This window comes from Amycolatopsis sp. NPDC023774, from assembly GCF_040639695.1.
Classification (GTDB): domain Bacteria; phylum Actinomycetota; class Actinomycetes; order Mycobacteriales; family Pseudonocardiaceae; genus Amycolatopsis.
This window is the reverse complement of the sequence record NZ_JBFAAJ010000012.1, coordinates 155,983-171,786: the sequence shown is the minus strand read 5'-3', so window position 1 is coordinate 171,786 and position 15,804 is coordinate 155,983. Positions and strand designations below refer to the sequence as shown.

Here is a 15,804-nt window from a genome sequence, read left to right as displayed (position 1 = left end):
AGACCGGCCGGACCGCTCGTCCGAAACGTTCATGAGCGCGCAAATCAGGCCGCTCGCACCACACTCGGTGACGGCTGGCCGCAAGCTGCCGCCCGCACCGCCTCGGACGTCACGATGAGCGGGAAGTAGATTCAACGATCGTGCAACGGATCGATACCGTCAGTGCCCAGATGGTGGAACAGGCCGCCGAGCGGCTCACGGGTGTGGTCACCCGGACGCCGCTCGAGCCGAACGCCCGGCTGTCGTCCCGCGTGGACGCGCGGGTGTGGCTGAAGCGGGAGGATCAGCAGACGGTCCGCTCGTACAAGATCCGCGGCGCCTACAACTTCATCGTGCAGCTCGACGAGGCCACGCGCTCGCGCGGCGTCGTGTGCGCGAGCGCCGGCAACCACGCGCAGGGCGTGGCGTACGCGTGTCGCCGGTTGGGGGCGAATGGCCGCGTGTACGTGCCGGGCACCACGCCGCGGCAGAAGCGCGAGCGCATTGCGACGCTGGGTGGCGCGCACATCGAGGTGATCGTGGTCGGCGAAACGTACGAAGACGCGTTCGCCGCAGCCAACGACGACGCCCAGCGCACCGGCGCGACGCTCGTGCCCGCGTTCGACGACCCCCGCACCGTCGCCGGCCAGGGCACGGTCGCGCTGGAGGTCGTGGAGCAGCTCGGCTTCGTGCCGGACGTGCTCGTGGTCCCCGTCGGTGGCGGCGGCCTGCTGGCCGGCATCGCGACGTGGGTGCACGAGCGGCACCCGGAGATCCGCGTCGTGGGCGTCGAGCCGGCCGGCGCGATGTGCATGGCCGCGGCGCTGGAGGCCGGCGAGCCGGTGCGGATCGACGCGGTGGACTCGTTCGTGGACGGCGCCGCGGTCCGTGAAGCCGGCGGCGTGACCTACCCACTCGTGCGCGACAGCGGCGCCGAGCTCACCTCCGTGCCCGAGGGCGCCGTGTGCACGGAGATGCTGGCGATGTACCAGGCCGACGGCGTGATCGCCGAACCCGCGGGCGCGCTGGCATCGGCCGCACTCGGGACCACGGTTCTCGTCGAACCCGAGCAGACGGTGGTCTGCATCGTCTCGGGCGGCAACAACGACGTCAGCCGCTACAGCGAAATCCTCGAGCGCTCGCTGATGCACGAAGGGCTGAAGCACTACTTTCTCGTCAGCTTCCCGCAGGAGCCGGGCGCGCTGCGGCGCTTCCTCGACGAGATCCTCGGACCGGAGGACGACGTCACGCGCTTCGAGTACGTGAAGCGCAACAACCGCGAGCTCGGGCCGGCGCTGATCGGCATCGAGATCCCGCGGCCGGCCGAGCTGCCCAGCCTGCTCAAGCGGCTGGAGGCGAGCCCGCTGCAGGTCGAGCAGGTGGAGCCGGGGAGCCCGCTGTTCCACTTCTTGCTCTGACGTTCTCCTGGTCAGGAGCATTCGCCACTGAACGGCAACGGGGTTCAACCGAGTTCTGCGCTGCCCTCGCGATAGATCTTGGCGGAGGCGATGCGACCGTTGCGAAGGTGGTAGAAGCCGGCGATCGGGACCGTACGCTCCTCGCCGCCGTGGGTGAGCCGCTCGGTCAGCTGAGCGGCCACGCGGGCGCCGTCGATCAGGATCTCTTCGATGGTCAGCGTCGGCAGGAGCTGGGTCATGGCGCTTTCGAAAAGATCGGCCAGCTCGGCGCGGCCACGGGCAACCGTCGTGCCCGTGATCCAGACGGCGTCGTCGGTAAAACCCGCGAGCAGAGCGGTGAGGTCGCGGTTGTTGAACGCGGCCACGTGACGCCGCAGGATCTCGCTCACGAGGTGAGTTACCCGCGGCGTCACGGGGTTTCGCCGTTCTGCGGTCTACGCCTGCGGTGCCGGGATCGGCTCGCTGGGGCAGGACTGCGTGGTCGGCTGGCCGGTGTCGAAGAACGTCACCGCCGCGGCAGCGCACGGCAGGCCGGAGAGGGAGCCGTGGGCATCGTCCTCGACGGTCATGAGCGAGCCGCCGATTCGCCGCTGCATGGCGAGGGCCCAGCCGATGGGTGTGACCGGCTCGAAGGCGTGGCCGACGAGCTGCAGCGGACTCTTGCCGGCGCTGAACTGCCACTGAGTCGCGGGCACGGGCCAGCCGACGCACATCTGCTCGTAGATGCCGAACGAACCCACGACCGGGTTGGCCTTGATGCGGTCGACGCGGTGCTGCCAGACGGTGTCGAAGTCGCGGGGACTGGGTGATTCGTTGCAGAGCAGGGCGTTCTGCTGGAAGAAGTTGCCACCGGTCCGTTCAGTGTCCCAGCCGAAGCCGGTTTTCGGCGAGGCCGGGGCACCGGGCTGTACCGGCGGAGCGCCGCCGTCGCGGATGGCGGCGAGCTGGCCGGCGGCCTCCACCCACTGGCGGCGCGGGTAGGCGAAGAACTGGTTGACCGTTTCGCCGTTGAGCGGCGAACCGTCAGGGCCGGTGCGCGGGTGCGCCGCGAGCTCGGCGCGCAGGTCGAGCAAAGCCTTCTCGACCTGGGGCTCGATGCCGCCGAAGCGGTAGACGGAGTCGTAGCGCGCGACCCACGCGGCGAACTCCCGGAAGGTGTTCTCCCCCGCGGCGGCCTGGTCGTCGTCCATCGTCGTGACGCTCAGCTCGGGCGGCATCACGGAGTCGAGCAGCATCTTGTCGACGTGGCTGTCGAAGAGCGTGCGGTACTCGGCGCCGAGGGCCGTGCCCCAGGAGACACCATAGTAACCGATCTTCTGCTCGCCCAGCGCCTCGCGGATGCGGTCGACGTCGCGGGCGACGTTGGGCGTGGTGAACGACTTCACCAGCGCGGGGTCCTTCGCGAAGCACGCCGCGTTGGCCGCGGCCTTGCGGTCGGCGAGAAACCGCGCCTGGTCCTTTTCGGACAACGACGGGTCGGGCCTGGCGTCGTCCTCGTCGCACTGGAGGCTCGCGCTGTAGTCGACGCCGCGCGGGTCGAAGCCGATGAGATCGTGGTGCTCCAGCAGGCCGGACGCCTTGCTCTCCGACATGGTGAGCGGCATCTTCATACCGGACTGACCGGGGCCACCGGGGTTGAACACGATCGCGCCCGTACGCGTACCCGTCGCGCGGATTCGGCTGACGGCGATGTCGATCGTGCGGCCACCGGGGTCGGAGTAGTCGAGCGGCACGGTCACCAGCGCGCATTCGGTGCGCTGGTCGTCGGTGTCCCAGCCCTTCGCGATGGACACGCAGGGTTTCCAGTCCAATCCTTGTGCGGACGCGAGCGCCGGCACGAGGGGGACCATCGCGACGGCCGCGACAACCGGGACGAGTAAACGGAACTTCGGCATGCTGATGATCATCGGGCCCGCGCGTGACGACCCGGATCAGCCGATCGGCTGATGTGCGTCACCGATGAGCCGAGATCAGTGTGTAGTGGACTGTCGCGCGTCAGGAACTGACACGTCCGGCAGGCCGACGAACATCGTCCGGTGCAACTCCCCGACGTGGGCGCGGGTGATGATCGCCGCCTCGTCGGGGTTGCGGGTGGCGATGGCGTGGACGAGCACCTCGTGCTCCCGGTTGGACGCTCGCAGCGCCGACATCCGGTACGGCAGGTAGAACCGGTACAGCTCTCGCAGCACGAGCTCGTACTGCCTCACCGCCGCCGTCGGTGCACCCGAGGCGGCCACGGCGAGGTGGAACTCGGCGTCGAGCTCGTGGAACTCGGCCCACCCGGCGGCGTCGGCCATGCGGCGGACGAGGTCCCGCAGCCGTTCGACGTCCTCGTTGGTTCGCCGCGTGGCGACGAGCTGGACGAGCCCCGCCTCGATCACGAGCCGGTGGTCGATCAGGTCGTGGACCTCGTCCGACGACTCGCGGTACGCGTTCACCGCACCGACCCGGCCCGCCGGCGCGTCGGGCGCCACGTGCGTGCCGCCGTTGCGTCCGCGGCGGCGCACCAGTACGCCGTCTTCGCACAGCGACACGAGCGCCCGCCGTACGGTGATGTCGCCGACGCCCAGCGCACGAGCGATTTCGCCGTTGGGCGGCAATCGCTCCCCCGGGCCCAGCAAGCCGAGCTCGATCGCGAGGGCGATGCGGGCTCGCACGGTGTCGAGCGCGGACAGGCGCCGGATGCCCGTCAGCGCCGGCGAACCCAGGTCGGCAGCCATGCGGAGACCATACCCAACAAAACACCTCAAAGTGAACACTATTGTTTAAGTGAGCAAGATGGACTATTTTTCGGCGCATGCCCCGCCCCCTGCCGATCGCGCTGGCACAGCTGCCGCCGCGGCCGTACACCGACTCCGTCGCGGCGTTCGCGAACCAGGTCGGGACCGTACTGGCCGAGCACCCCGGAACCCGCCTCGTCGCCTTTCCCGAGCTGCACCTCTGCGGGGTCGAAGGGACCGTTGAGGAACGCACCGAGCAGCTCAACGCCGCCGCACAGCCCCTCGACGGCCCACGAACCCGTGAACTGGCCCAGCTGGCAGGCGACCTCGGCGTGTGGCTTTCGCCGGGCAGCGTCTGCGAACGCGGCGACAACGGCGAGCTGTTCAACACCGCCCTCGTCTTCTCCCCCGAAGGCGAGCTGGCCGGCAGCTATCGCAAGGTGTTCCCGTGGCGGCCGTATGAGCCTTATGACCCGGGTGACCGGTTCGTCGTCGCCGATCTCGCCGATGAGGGGCGAATCGGCTTCTCGATCTGCTACGACGCCTGGTTCCCCGAGGTCACGCGTCACCTCGCGTGGCTCGGCGCCGAGCTCGTGCTCAACCCGGTGCAGACCACCACTCCGGACCGCGCCCAGGAACTCGTGCTCGCTCGAGCCAACGCGATCACCAACCAGGTTTTCGTGGCGAGCGTGAATACGGCCGCGCCCGTCGGGGTAGGAGACAGCGTCCTGGTCGACCCCGAGGGCACCGTGCTCGGCGAGCTGCCGGGCGCCGCGTCCGGCGTGCTCGCGAGCACGGTCGACCTGGACGAGGTGGCTCGCGTCCGTCGCGAAGGGACCGCCGGCGTCAACCGGATGTGGGACCAGTTCACGCCGGGTGACGAACCGCTGGAACTCCCCCTGTACGGGGGCCGCATCGAGCCGGACCGGTGGCGTCCGCGAGGAGAAGGAGGCCGATGAGCACCACGAAGGTGACCCCCGGAGCCAAGCTCGAACGACGGCTCGGGCTGCCCGGCGTCGTCCTTTTCGGACTCGCATACATGGCGCCGCTGATCGTGCTGGGCACGTTCGGCGTCGTGGCGACGACGACTGCGGGCACGGCGCCGTCGGCGTACGTCGTCGCGCTGGTCGCGATGCTCTTCACCGCCGCGAGCTACGGCAAGATGGCCGCGACGCACCCCGTCGCCGGCTCCGCTTACACCTACGTGCGCAAGGCCATCGACTCGCGGCTCGGCTTCCTCGTCGGCTGGGCGGTGCTGCTCGACTACTTCTTCCTGCCGATGGTGATCTGGTTGATCGGCGGCGCGTACCTGTCGGCGCAGTTCCCGGACGTGCCGAGCTGGCTGTGGCTGATCGCGTTCATCGTGCTGACGACCCTGCTCAACGTGCTGGGCCTCAAGATCGCCGAGAAGGCCAACTTCGTTCTCATGGCCTTCCAGGTGCTGGTGATCGTGTTCTTCGTCGTTCTCTCGCTCAAGCAGGTGCTCGCCGACGGCCACTCAGTGGCGAGCGGTGACCCGTTCTTCCACCTGGGCAGCACGTTCGGCACGATCTCGGGCGGCGCCGCGGTGGCCACGTACTCGTTCCTGGGCTTCGACGCCGTGACGACGCTGCCCGAGGAAGCCGTGGAGCCGAAGCGGACGATCCCACGCGCGATCCTGCTGACCGCTCTCGTCGGTGGCGGCGTGTTCATCGTGCTCGCGTACGTCACCCAGCTCGTGCACCCCGGTTTCGTCTTCGACGACGAGTCGTCGGCCGCGTTCGAGATCGCGCGCCACATCGGTGGCTCACTGTTCGGGGCGTTCTTCCTGTCGGGGCTGGTGGTGGCGCAGTTCGCGTCGGGCATCGCCGCGCAGGCCAGCGCGTCGCGGCTGATGTTCGCGATGGGCCGCGACGGAGTGCTGCCGCGGGTCTTCGGCCGGTTGCAGCCGAAGCTGAACACGCCGGCGTTCGCGATCGTGCTGACGGGCGTCGTCGGGTTGATCGCGCTGGCGCTGGACGTGACCACGTCGACGTCGTTCATCAACTTCGGCGCGTTCACGGCCTTCACGATGGTCAACGTGAGCGTGATCGCGACGTGGATCCGCACGCGGCACACGACTGAGCGCAACGTGCTGACGTGGCTGGTCGCTCCGGTGATCGGCGCGTTGGTCGACCTGTGGCTGCTGGTGAACCTCGACGGGCTCGCCCTGACCTTCGGCCTGGTGTGGCTGGGGATCGGGATCGTGTACCTCGTCGTGCTGACGCGCGGGTTCCGCCGGCCGCCGCCGGAGATGTCGTTCGAGGAGTGACGGGTTTCGCCGCTGGATGGCCACGGGTTGCCGTTCAGCGGCGAACGGCCATTGCTGCGTCTGCGGCGACGGCTGGGTTGCTGCCGTTCGGCGGCGACAACCAGGTTGTCGCCGCTGAACGGCGAAACCTTCAGCCTTCGCCGAGCGTCTTCTGCAGGGCCTTGTTCGCCTTGCGCGCCATGTCGGCGACGGCTTCGCGGCGGGCGGCGTCGGCGGCGTAGTCGTCCTGGCGGTTGCGCACCACGCGCGCGGGCGAGCCCACCGCGATGGAGTACTCCGGGATGTCGCCGCGCACCACGGCGTGCGCGCCGAGCACGCAGCCGCGGCCGACGCGTGTTCCCTTGAGGACACTGACCTTCGTGCCGAGCCAGGTGTCCGGACCGATGCGCACCGGCGACTTCACGATGCCCTGGTCCTTGATGGGCACGTGGATGTCGGCCGTCACGTGGTCGAAGTCGCAGATGTACACCCAGTCGGCGACGAGGGTGGCGGCGCCCAGCTCGATGTCGAGATAGCAGTTGATCACGTTCTGCCGCCCGAACACGGACTTGTCGCCGATGCGAAGGGACCCCTCGTGGCAGCGGATCGCGTTTCCGTCACCGATGTGGACCCAGCGGCCGATCTCGAGCCGGCCGTAACCGGGACGGCAGTGGATTTCCACGCCCTTCCCGAGGAACACCATGCCGCGCAGAATGATGTGCGGGTTGGCGAGCCGGAACTTGAGCAGGCGGAAGTACCGCACGAGGTACCACGGCGTGTACGCCCGATTGCGCAAAACCCAACGCAGCGAGTCGCGCGTCAGGAACTTCGCCTGGTGCGGGTCGCGCCGGGCCCGCCGCCAAGCGCGCACGCGGGACAACGCGGGCGCACCCCACATCGACGTCATGCCGTTGACCGTAACCTGTGCGGGGAGGCCCGCCACAGGCAAGGGGAGCACGGATGGGGAGCAAGCTGATCATCGACACCGACCCCGGTGTCGACGATGCTTTCGCGATCGCGCTGGCGGCGGTTTCCGCCGACGTCGAGCTGCTGGGGGTGACCACGGTCTTCGGCAACGTGCCGCTGACCAGCACCACGGCCAACGCCCGGCGCCTGCTCCAGCTGTGCGACCGCCCCGACGTGCCGGTCGCCGCCGGGGCTTCGCGGCCGTTGGTGCACCTGAACAAACGCGGTTCGAGCCACGTCCACGGCAACGACGGGCTCTCGGGCCGCGCGGGGACGTTGCCGGAGGCGACGCGGCCGCTGGAGTCGCTGGACGCCGTGGGGCTGATGGTCTCGCTGCTGGACGCGTCCGACGAACCGGTGACGATCGCGCCGATCGGACCACTCACCAACATCGCCGCGCTGCTCGCCGCGCACCCCGGCATCAAGTCGAAGATCTCGCGCATCGTGCTGATGGGCGGCGGCGTCGCGCGCGGCAACAGCACGGCCGTCGCCGAGTTCAACGTCTGGGCCGACCCGGAGGCCGCGCACCGCGTGATCGCCGAAGACGACGTGCCGTGTGTGATGGTCCCCCTCGATCTCACGCACCGTTGCGCCGTGGACAGCGCGTGGCTGTCGAAGCTCGCCGCGTCGGGGCCGCTGGGCCAGGCGCTGGAAGGGCTGACGCCCGACTACCTCGCCCACTACCGGCAGGTGCTGGGCTTCGACGGCATCGTGATGCACGACGCGGTGGCCGTGGCGGAGGCGATCAGCCCCGGGATTCTCCAGACGGAGACCTATCCGGTGGACATCGACGTGACCGCGGGGCCGGCGCGCGGCATGACGCTCGTCGATCGCCGCGCGGTGCCGATCGATCCGACGGGACGGCCGATCGAGGTCGCGGTCGACACCGACCTCGACGGGCTGCGGGAGTTCGTGCTTTCGAGACTTGCCGGAGGTCGGTGATGGCCCGGTCGTCGGAGGGTGCGCAGCCGTCGCCGCTGGAGGGCGACGACGAGAACACGATGTCGCCTCTGAGTGGCGACGACCAGGTCAGCGGGCGTTCGCCGGCTGAAGGCGGCGACCCGGCCGGCGCCGAGTCGCCGGTCGGTGGCGACGACCAGACCACCGTGCCGTCGCCGTCCAGAGGCGACGGTTCGGCGGCCACCGTGCCGTCGCCTCTGGACGGCGAGGGCCCGGCGAACGCCGAAGCCTCGCCGTTGGATGGCGGTCAGGCCGCCGAGGTTTCGTCGGTCGATGGCGACGCTCGGGCTGACCGCGAGGCCTCGCCGTTGGACGGCGACGAGACCATCGCGGCGTCGGACGGTAAGAGCGGAGAGCTCGCAGGGACGTCGCCGACGGGGGGCGACGAGAGCGCCGACGCCTCGCCGTTCGCGGGCGAGGAGGCCGGTTGGGGAGCGTCGCCGGTCCATGGCGATGGCCAGGTCCGGCGTGAGTTTTCGGCTCCGGTCGAGCCGCTGCCACCGTTCTCCGCGGCGATGACCGAGCACCTGTCGCCGCTGGGTGGCGACGGTGAGAAGCCCCAGGTCGGGAAGCGGAAGTCGCGGCGGGGACGGGCGGTTGTGGTGGTCGCGGCGGTCGTCGTGGCCGTCGCGGCGCTGGTGGTGGCCGTGCAGTCCGCGCCGGGGTCGCAGCAGCCGGCGACGACGGCCGCGGAGTCGCCGTCGTCAGCGCAAGCGCCGGTGCCGTCGGTGGTCGCGTCGAGTGTGGCGGTGCCGACAACGCAGCCGAACGTGCCGCAGCCCAGTGAATTCGACGCGTGGGCTTCGAAGACGAGTCAGTGGCTGGACATCCCGCTTCGGGCGATGACTGGGTACGCGGAGGCGACCGTCACGCTCACCAAGGAGCAACCCGCGTGCCACCTGTCGTGGGTGACGCTCGCGGCCATCGGCAAGGTCGCGAGCGACCACGGGCGGGCGCAGGGCGACCACGTCGGCACCAACGGCGTGCTGGCCAAGCCGCTCGGCACCGTCGAGGTCCGCGACTTCTACAGCCGCGTCGTGTCGACGCCCAACGCGTCCGGGCCGATGCAGTTGGCGCCGGCGGTGTGGTCGAAGTGGCAGCGCAGCGCGTCGGGCGGCAAGCCCGATCCGCAGAACATCGACGACGCCGCCCTCACCGCGGGACGCGCGCTGTGCGCCGGTGGCCGCGATCTGGCGACGGACTGGTGGAACGCCGTTTCGTCGCTGCAGGGCGCGCCCGTTTCACTGCACCGGATCCTGGCGACGGTGAACGTCTACGGCACCGTCGGGCAGAGCAGCCAGGCGCCGAACCCCGCGGTGCTGAGCGCGGTCGACTTCGCGATCGACCAGATCGGTCTCCCCTACGTCTGGGGCGGCAACGGCAGCGGCGACCCCGATCCGGGGTTCGACTGCTCCGGCCTGACAACGGCTGCGTACGGCAGCGCGGGCGTGAAGCTCATGCGCACGGCGGACACGCAGTTCCACAGCGTCCCCCACGTGAGTGAGCCCCAGCTGGGCGACCTGATCTTCTACGGTGAACCCACCACGAAGATCCACCACGTCGGTCTCTACATCGGCAACCAGCAGATGATCGACGCCCCGCAGACGGGCCAGGCCGTGCAGGTGCACCCGTACCGCAAGCCCGGCGACGACTACGCGGGTGCGGGGCGGCCGACGGCCTGACGGTCCTGCGACTTCTGATCGACCACGTCGCCGCCACGCTGCCCGGGCCGGGGTTGCCGGAAGAGCTCGTCCTTGCGGCGGACGTGCCGGTAGAGGGCCATCGGGGAACAGCCGAACTCGCGGGCGACCGGGCGCATGGTCAGCGGGTCGACGCAATCGGTGGTGACGGTCAAGCCGGCCCCTTCGACGATGTCGTCACGCGACCAGCGCGCGGGGACGGCCCGGCAGGCCTGGTGCTGTCTCAGCCAGGTGCGCACTCTCGCACCGTGCGATCATCTGCTCCGGCTACACACACGTATAGTCAGCTGCACGTTCGTGTAGTGAGGAGGATGCTGTGGCTGAACTCGACGACCTGACGGCGCGCGCGCGAATCCGCGACGCGGCGATGCAGCTCTTCGGGGAGCACGGGTTCGAGGGCGCGACGATCCGTGGCATCGCGGAGGCGGCGGGCGTCTCGTCGGGCCTGGTACGGCACCACTTCGGGTCCAAACAGGCGCTGCGCGAGGCGTGCGACGCGCACTTGGTGAAGCTGATCCACCGACTCAACGACCAGGCGCTTGCGGGTGCGGGCGGCAACCACGTGGCCGCCGCGCGGATCGCCGTCGGGCCGTACCACGCGTACCTCGCGCGGGCGCTGGTGGACGGCGGCGCCGCGTCGTTGTTCGACGAGATGGTGCGCTTGGGGGCGCAGTGGCTCGCCGACATCGATCGGACGCGGACGGACGCGCCGGACGTCGCGCCCGAGGTGCGGGCGGCGGTGAGCACCGCGATGGCGCTGTCGATCACGGTGCTGCACGAGCACGTGTCGCGCGCGATGGGCGTCGACGTGTTCAGCCCCGAGGGCGATGTGCTGCTCGCGCGCGCCCTGATCGACCTCTATTCGCACCCGATGCTCAGCGCCGAGGACGCGCGCAAGGCGCTCGCCGGGCTCGAGCGGCATCGATGACTTTGGGAGGAACCTGTCATGCCTCATGCGACCCATCCCCGGATCGCGCCGCTTCCGTTGGAGGAAATGGCGCCAGACGACCAGAAGCTCGCAAAACTCGGCGCCGACGAGGTGATCCGGGTGCTCGCGCGGAACCCGTCGTTGATGAAGGCTTCGTCGGGTCTCGGCGAACACCTGCTGTCTCAAGGCAAGCTGCACCCGCGTGTCCGCGAGCTGGCGATCTTGCGGGTCGCGCTGCGGTGTGAGGCGCCGTACGAGTGGGCCAACCACGTGCCCGCTGCGCTCGGCGCCGGCGCGACGGCAGACGAGATCAACGCACTGTCGGACCCGGCCGCGGTGTGGTCACCCGAGGACGACGCGGTGCTGCGGGCGGCCGACGAGTTGTGCGCCGCGGCGTTCGTCTCGGACGAAACGTGGGCGGCGCTCGCGGCGACGCTCGATGAGGAGACGATCCTCGAGGTGCTGTTCCTCGTCGGCTACTACCGGATGATGGCGGGTTTCCTGAACTCCGCGGGGGTCGAGGCGAAGGCAGGCCAGCCAGTGCTGGGCGAGCGCGTGGTGGCGGCCCCCGTCGTGGGACCGGTCGTGGCCGGCGCGTTGCCGTTCAGCGGAGAAACCGCCGTCGACGGGACGTGGCACATCACCTTCACCCACCCGGCGGGGAGCAAGGAGCTGGTGCTGAGCCTCGAAACCTTGGCCAACGGCGTGAGCGGGTCCATCGTGGACACTCAGCTGGGCGTGACGGTCCCCATCGTGTCGGGCAGTGTCGACGGTCATCGCCTGGAGTTCACCGCCGTGGTGACCGATCCGGCACGATTCGACATCGGCGTGGTGGGCACGGTGGACGGCGACGTGTTCACCGGATCGGTGACGATTTCGGGTGGCGGGACGTTCCCCTTTTCGGGCCTGCGCGCGGGGTGAAGTCGCGGAAATGGCGCGCTTGAGGTGGCGTTCGGCTGCTAGCGTCGGATTCCTTCGTTCCTGCTCCCGGATGGAATTCGGCCCATGCGCGCCAGCCTTCGTGCCGGCCTGAATTCGGCACTCAAGAACCGCGACCGCGTCGCCACCACCGCCCTGCGCTCGGCACTGGCGGCGATCGACAACGCCGAGGCCGTGCCGGTCGATCAGCCGTCCACGACGACCGGGACGGAACACGTCGTGGGTGCGGCGCTGGGCGTCGGCGCCGCGGAGGCCGAGCGTCGTGTGCTGACGGAAGCCGATGTGCGCGCGATCGTCGAGAACGAGGTACTGGAGCGCACGACCGCCGCGGACGAGTACGAGCGGCTCGACCGGACCGAGGCCGCGGAGCGGCTGCGCGCGGAAGCCGACGTGCTGGGGCAGCACCTGAAGCTGGCCTCCTGAGGCCGGATCCGGCGATGACCATGGGCCGGAAATCGGCGCTGACCTCGGTGTCGCCGATTTCCGGCAACGGCCTTCGGCGAGGCACCGGCCACTTGCCGGTGACGTCGGCTTCCCGTTCGCCATGGGGTTGTCCACGAGGCCCGAAAACCTGATCTGCGTTCGGTGATACCGCGTGGACAGCACCGCCGGGAAACCGGAGCCCCCGGTACCGTGGTGACGTGAGTGGCAACGAGCTGGGAGAGTTCCTGCGCGCGCGGCGGGCCCGGCTGGCGCCGGGGACGCGGGCGTCACCAGTCATCGCCCGAGGAGGGTGAGCGGGCTGCGGCGCGAGGCGGTCGCGGTGCTGGCGGGCGTCAGTGCGGACTACTACGCGCGCCTCGAGCAGGGGCGCGAACGCAACCCGTCCGGGCCGGTGCTGGACGCGGTCGGGCGCGCGCTGCGCCTGAACACCGATGGTGTCTGGCACACCTACCGCCTCGCCGGCCTCGTGCCGCGGGTGCCGGAGCACCGGCGCGACGACGTCTCCCCCGAACTCCTGCGGCTCATGGAAACCTTCCCCAGCGCGGTCGCGTACGTCACCAACCGGCGCCTCGACCTGCTGGCGACCAACGCACTCGCCGACGCGCTGTTGTCCCCCGTCGGCAAGCCGGCGAACATGGTGCGCACGCTGTTCCACGACCCGGCGGCGGGCGAGCTGTTCGTGGAGTGGAACGACATCGTGGCCGGCGCCGTCGACGCGTTGCGGCTCGCGAGCGGCTACGACCGCGAGGAGGTCGGCGAGCTCGTGGACGAGCTACTGGCCACGAACGAGGAATTCGCCGTTCTGTGTGGCGAAATCACGGCGTGAAGGGGTTCGCCGGGACGCGCAAGACGTTCCAGCACCCCGCCGTCGGCCGGATCGTGCTGGACTACCGGATGTTCGACGTGCGCGACGCGTCCGGCCAGTACCTACTGGTGGGCATCGCGGAACCGAACAGGGCGAGTGCCGACGCGCTGGCGTTGCTGGGGTCGTTGCACGCGGTGGCCGACCAACCGCGGTGAGCCCCGCCAGGGTGTGCCACTCCTAGGCAACGGCGTCCTTCCGGACGCGGTTCGCCGCGGGCACCCTCGAGGTCACGACGGTCCCCACGACCGCGCAGACCTCACGAGGAGTACGCATGAACGGCAAGATCGCGCTGATCACGGGCGCGAGCAGCGGCATCGGAGAGGCCACCGCGCTGCGCTTGGCCGCCGACGGTCACCACGTCGTCCTGGGGCGCCCGCCGCATCGACCGCCTCGCGGCGCTCACGGAGAAGATCCGCGCGAACGGCGGCGATGCCGACTTCCGGCACCTCGACGTGACCGGCCTGGAGAGCGTGCGGGCGTACGTGACGGCCGCGCACAAGCGCCACGGCCGGGTGGACGTGCTCGGGAACAACGCCGGCGTGATGCAGCTGTCCACTCTGGACAAGCTTCGCGTCGACGACTGGAACCGGATGATCGACGTGAACCTGCGCGGCACGCTGCACGGGATCGCCGCGGTGTTGCCGTTGATGGGCGAAACCGGGGGTCACATCGTGAACGTCGCGTCGACGTCCGGCCTGCGCGTGGACCCGACGGCGGCCGTGTACTGCGCGACGAATTTCGGGGTAAGGGCCCGTTCTGAGGGACTGCGCCAAGAGAACACGAATCTCCGCGTCACCATCGTCAGTCCGGGCTTCACGCACTCCGAGCTCGCCGATCAGGGCGGGGATCCAGAGACGCAGGTGGCGGCGCGCGCGGCGAGCGAGCAGCTGGGCATCCCGGCTTCGGCCGTTGCGGACGCCATCGCCTACGCCGTGAGCCAGCCGGCGGCGGTGGACGTGAACGAGATCGTGGTGCGGCCGACGGCCCAGACCGAGCCGGCACGAACGCGATCGGCGCGGCGGGTCCTGTCATGCCAGCCTTCGGCACGGCGGGTCCCGTCGCGCCACCGGAATCGCCGCCGGGCAGAATGTGGTGCCGCAGAACGGATCCGCGAGTCAGGCCAGTGAGGCGGCCAGCTCGTCCAGGAGGTCCATCTGCTCCTGCATGCCACCCTCCATACCGGAATCGATGATGGCGTCACGGACTTCGCGGCTGCCCGTCTCCACGAGGATCGACAGGCTGGTGCGGTCGCCGGAGCCGGCGAAGGTCGTGGTGGTGAGGGCGGCGTCCTCGTCGGACGCGCCGGGGGTTTCGTAGACCTCGCTGCTGACGATGCGTTCGTTGGGGACGATCTCGCGGTACTCGCCGTGGAACGCGACCTCGAAACCACCGTTGGCGTCGAGGACGTAGCGCCACCGGCCGCCGACGCGCAGGTCGATCTCAACGGACCGCATCGTGCCGCGGCGGCCCGCCCAAAAGCGTTTGACCAGCTCAGGCGTGGTCCACGCGCGGTAGACGAGGTGCCGTGGGGCGGCGAACTCGCGGGTGATCAGGATCTGGTCATCGGCCGGCAGCGTCACCTTCGCCGTGCCCGTTGTCGTCTCGGTCATGGTCGCTCTCCTCGCCCGTGGATCGGTCGTCGGTGCGTTCGAGTTCCTCCAGCACGGAGTCCAGCAGCTCGAACCGCTCCTCCCCGGAGCGCTCGAACTGGCGTACCCAGTCGTGGATCGGTTTCAGGGCGCGGCCGTTGAGCCGGTACAAGCGCTGACGTCCTTCGTCCCGGACGTCGACCGCGCCCACTTCGCGCAGCACGCGCAGGTGTTTCGACACCTGCGGCTGCCCCATGCCGAGCAGCCGGACGAGGTCGTTGACGGGGTACTCGCCACCGGCGAGCACATCGAGGATCTCCCGTCGCCGCGGTTCGGCCACGGCGTTGAACACGTCGGTCGTTGTCGCTGCTCGTGCCACGCCGACTATCATATTCCCATATGGGCATGCGTCAAGTGGACGCCGGGCGGGCGCGGACGTGGAACCGCTCCCCCTGTGGCCCGAAAAGGGCGAGAACCTCGCAGGGCACGTCGCCGGGGTTGCCGAACCAATGCGGAACGTGCGTGTCGAACTCCACGACTTCACCCGGCTTGAGGATCACGTCGTGCTCGCCGAGGATGAGCCGCAACTGTCCGGAAAGGACGTAGGCCCATTCGTACCCCTCGTGCACGCGCGGATCGGGGTCCGTGTCCGGCCAGTGCGGCGGGAAGATCTGCTTGTACGCGCGCAGCCCGCCGGGCCGGCGCGTGAGCGGGAAGAACGTGATGCCGTGGCGCACGAAGGAGTTCGCGTGCAGTCGCGGGTCGCTGGTCGGCGCGGTGCCGACCAGCTCGTCGAGCGGCACCTGATGGGCGCGCGCGAGGGCGAGCAGGAGCTCCAGCGTCGGCTTGCGCTGACCTGATTCGAGGCGCGAGAGCGTGCTCACCGAGATGCCGGTGGTCTCCGACAGCTGGGCGAGCGTGGCGTTGTTCTGCTGGCGGAGCGCGCGTAGCCGCGGGCCCACCGATTCGAGGACGCCGTCGACGTCCTGAAGTTCACCGTCCATGCCTCTATTTGCTACTTCGGCAA

Annotated in this window: 19 protein-coding genes and 1 pseudogene; 12 read left to right on the top strand and 8 right to left on the bottom strand. The window is 69.8% G+C overall.

Annotated features, from left to right (window positions below; all coding sequences use genetic code 11):
* The first annotated feature begins 140 nt into the window (after positions 1 to 140).
* On the top strand, positions 141 to 1,397 hold the full coding sequence (ilvA, locus tag AB0F91_RS24905; RefSeq protein ID WP_360600951.1) for a threonine ammonia-lyase IlvA: 1,257 nt from the start codon (positions 141 to 143) through the stop codon (positions 1,395 to 1,397).
* Positions 1,398 to 1,441: 44 nt separating this feature from the next.
* Here ilvA and AB0F91_RS24900 read toward each other — a convergent pair whose 3' ends face one another.
* From AB0F91_RS24900 to AB0F91_RS24890, 3 genes are all read right to left on the bottom strand, one after another.
* The gene (locus AB0F91_RS24900) at positions 1,442 to 1,786 is read right to left on the bottom strand and encodes a nuclear transport factor 2 family protein (RefSeq protein ID WP_360600949.1); all 345 of its coding nucleotides are present in this window, start codon (positions 1,784 to 1,786) and stop codon (positions 1,442 to 1,444) included.
* Positions 1,787 to 1,831: 45 nt separating this feature from the next.
* The gene (locus tag AB0F91_RS24895; protein ID WP_360600947.1) at positions 1,832 to 3,292 is read right to left on the bottom strand and encodes an alpha/beta fold hydrolase; all 1,461 of its coding nucleotides are present in this window, start codon (positions 3,290 to 3,292) and stop codon (positions 1,832 to 1,834) included.
* 75 nt (positions 3,293 to 3,367) lie between these two features.
* Positions 3,368 to 4,117 carry an FCD domain-containing protein gene (locus tag AB0F91_RS24890; protein ID WP_360600945.1) on the bottom strand — a complete coding sequence of 250 codons (750 nt, stop codon included), beginning with the start codon at positions 4,115 to 4,117 and terminating at the stop codon, positions 3,368 to 3,370.
* Between the two features lie 77 nt (positions 4,118 to 4,194).
* Here AB0F91_RS24890 and AB0F91_RS24885 point away from each other — a divergent pair, with 77 nt between their 5' ends.
* Together AB0F91_RS24885 and AB0F91_RS24880 are read left to right on the top strand one after the other, a co-directional pair.
* Positions 4,195 to 5,076: a carbon-nitrogen hydrolase family protein gene (locus tag AB0F91_RS24885; RefSeq protein ID WP_360600943.1), complete on the top strand. Its 882-nt coding sequence runs from the start codon at positions 4,195 to 4,197 to the stop codon at positions 5,074 to 5,076.
* The gene (locus AB0F91_RS24880; protein WP_360600941.1) at positions 5,073 to 6,407 is read left to right on the top strand and encodes an APC family permease; all 1,335 of its coding nucleotides are present in this window, start codon (positions 5,073 to 5,075) and stop codon (positions 6,405 to 6,407) included. The genes AB0F91_RS24885 and AB0F91_RS24880 overlap by 4 nt, the downstream gene beginning before the upstream one ends.
* A 130-nt stretch (positions 6,408 to 6,537) precedes the next feature.
* On the opposite strand, the gene AB0F91_RS24875 is transcribed toward AB0F91_RS24880, so the two are convergent.
* On the bottom strand, positions 6,538 to 7,293 hold the full coding sequence (locus AB0F91_RS24875; RefSeq protein WP_360600939.1) for an acyltransferase: 756 nt from the start codon (positions 7,291 to 7,293) through the stop codon (positions 6,538 to 6,540).
* Between the two features lie 53 nt (positions 7,294 to 7,346).
* Between AB0F91_RS24875 and AB0F91_RS24870 the strand changes: the two genes are divergently transcribed.
* Together AB0F91_RS24870 and AB0F91_RS24865 are read left to right on the top strand one after the other, a co-directional pair.
* Positions 7,347 to 8,294 carry a nucleoside hydrolase gene (locus AB0F91_RS24870; RefSeq protein ID WP_360600937.1) on the top strand — a complete coding sequence of 316 codons (948 nt, stop codon included), beginning with the start codon at positions 7,347 to 7,349 and terminating at the stop codon, positions 8,292 to 8,294.
* A 533-nt stretch (positions 8,295 to 8,827) separates the two neighbouring features.
* A complete protein-coding gene (locus AB0F91_RS24865) occupies positions 8,828 to 9,994 on the top strand; it encodes a C40 family peptidase (protein WP_360601075.1) in 1,167 nt (388 codons plus the stop codon).
* Here AB0F91_RS24865 and AB0F91_RS24860 read toward each other — a convergent pair.
* A complete protein-coding gene (locus tag AB0F91_RS24860) occupies positions 9,964 to 10,251 on the bottom strand; it encodes a TetR/AcrR family transcriptional regulator (RefSeq protein ID WP_360600935.1) in 288 nt (95 codons plus the stop codon). The genes AB0F91_RS24865 and AB0F91_RS24860 overlap by 31 nt on opposite strands.
* 77 nt (positions 10,252 to 10,328) lie before the next feature.
* Between AB0F91_RS24860 and AB0F91_RS24855 the strand changes: the two genes are divergently transcribed.
* The 7 genes and pseudogenes from AB0F91_RS24855 (at position 10,329) to AB0F91_RS24825 (ending at position 14,315) form a co-directional block, all read left to right on the top strand.
* Positions 10,329 to 10,940, top strand: a complete 612-nt coding sequence (locus AB0F91_RS24855) for a helix-turn-helix domain-containing protein (protein ID WP_360600933.1) — start codon at positions 10,329 to 10,331, stop codon at positions 10,938 to 10,940.
* 18 nt (positions 10,941 to 10,958) lie between these two features.
* Positions 10,959 to 11,861 carry a carboxymuconolactone decarboxylase family protein gene (locus AB0F91_RS24850; protein ID WP_360600931.1) on the top strand — a complete coding sequence of 301 codons (903 nt, stop codon included), beginning with the start codon at positions 10,959 to 10,961 and terminating at the stop codon, positions 11,859 to 11,861.
* 84 nt (positions 11,862 to 11,945) lie between these two features.
* Positions 11,946 to 12,302 (top strand): hypothetical protein, encoded by a 357-nt coding sequence (locus AB0F91_RS24845; RefSeq protein WP_360600929.1) that lies wholly within the window; start codon positions 11,946 to 11,948, stop codon positions 12,300 to 12,302.
* A 310-nt stretch (positions 12,303 to 12,612) separates the two neighbouring features.
* The gene (locus AB0F91_RS24840) at positions 12,613 to 13,149 is read left to right on the top strand and encodes a helix-turn-helix transcriptional regulator (RefSeq protein WP_360600927.1); all 537 of its coding nucleotides are present in this window, start codon (positions 12,613 to 12,615) and stop codon (positions 13,147 to 13,149) included.
* Positions 13,146 to 13,343 (top strand): hypothetical protein, encoded by a 198-nt coding sequence (locus AB0F91_RS24835; RefSeq protein WP_360600925.1) that lies wholly within the window; start codon positions 13,146 to 13,148, stop codon positions 13,341 to 13,343. Before AB0F91_RS24840 ends, AB0F91_RS24835 begins: the two co-directional genes overlap by 4 nt.
* Before the next feature lie 116 nt (positions 13,344 to 13,459).
* Positions 13,460 to 13,516, top strand: a pseudogene (locus tag AB0F91_RS24830) (hypothetical protein); the annotation flags it as partial.
* Positions 13,517 to 13,568: 52 nt separating this feature from the next.
* Positions 13,569 to 14,315 (top strand): SDR family oxidoreductase, encoded by a 747-nt coding sequence (locus AB0F91_RS24825; RefSeq protein WP_360601073.1) that lies wholly within the window; start codon positions 13,569 to 13,571, stop codon positions 14,313 to 14,315.
* Here the strand turns inward: AB0F91_RS24825 and AB0F91_RS24820 are convergent.
* The 3 genes from AB0F91_RS24820 to AB0F91_RS24810 are packed head-to-tail and all read right to left on the bottom strand — an operon-like array spanning position 14,304 to position 15,781.
* Positions 14,304 to 14,798, bottom strand: coding sequence for an SRPBCC family protein (locus AB0F91_RS24820; RefSeq protein WP_360600923.1), 495 nt, complete (start codon positions 14,796 to 14,798; stop codon positions 14,304 to 14,306). The genes AB0F91_RS24825 and AB0F91_RS24820 overlap by 12 nt on opposite strands.
* A complete protein-coding gene (locus tag AB0F91_RS24815) occupies positions 14,749 to 15,156 on the bottom strand; it encodes a metalloregulator ArsR/SmtB family transcription factor (protein WP_360600921.1) in 408 nt (135 codons plus the stop codon). Before AB0F91_RS24815 ends, AB0F91_RS24820 begins: the two co-directional genes overlap by 50 nt.
* 31 nt (positions 15,157 to 15,187) lie before the next feature.
* Complete coding sequence (locus tag AB0F91_RS24810) at positions 15,188 to 15,781, bottom strand: cupin domain-containing protein (protein ID WP_360600919.1); 594 nt, start codon at positions 15,779 to 15,781, stop codon at positions 15,188 to 15,190.
* Positions 15,782 to 15,804: the final 23 nt, after the last annotated feature.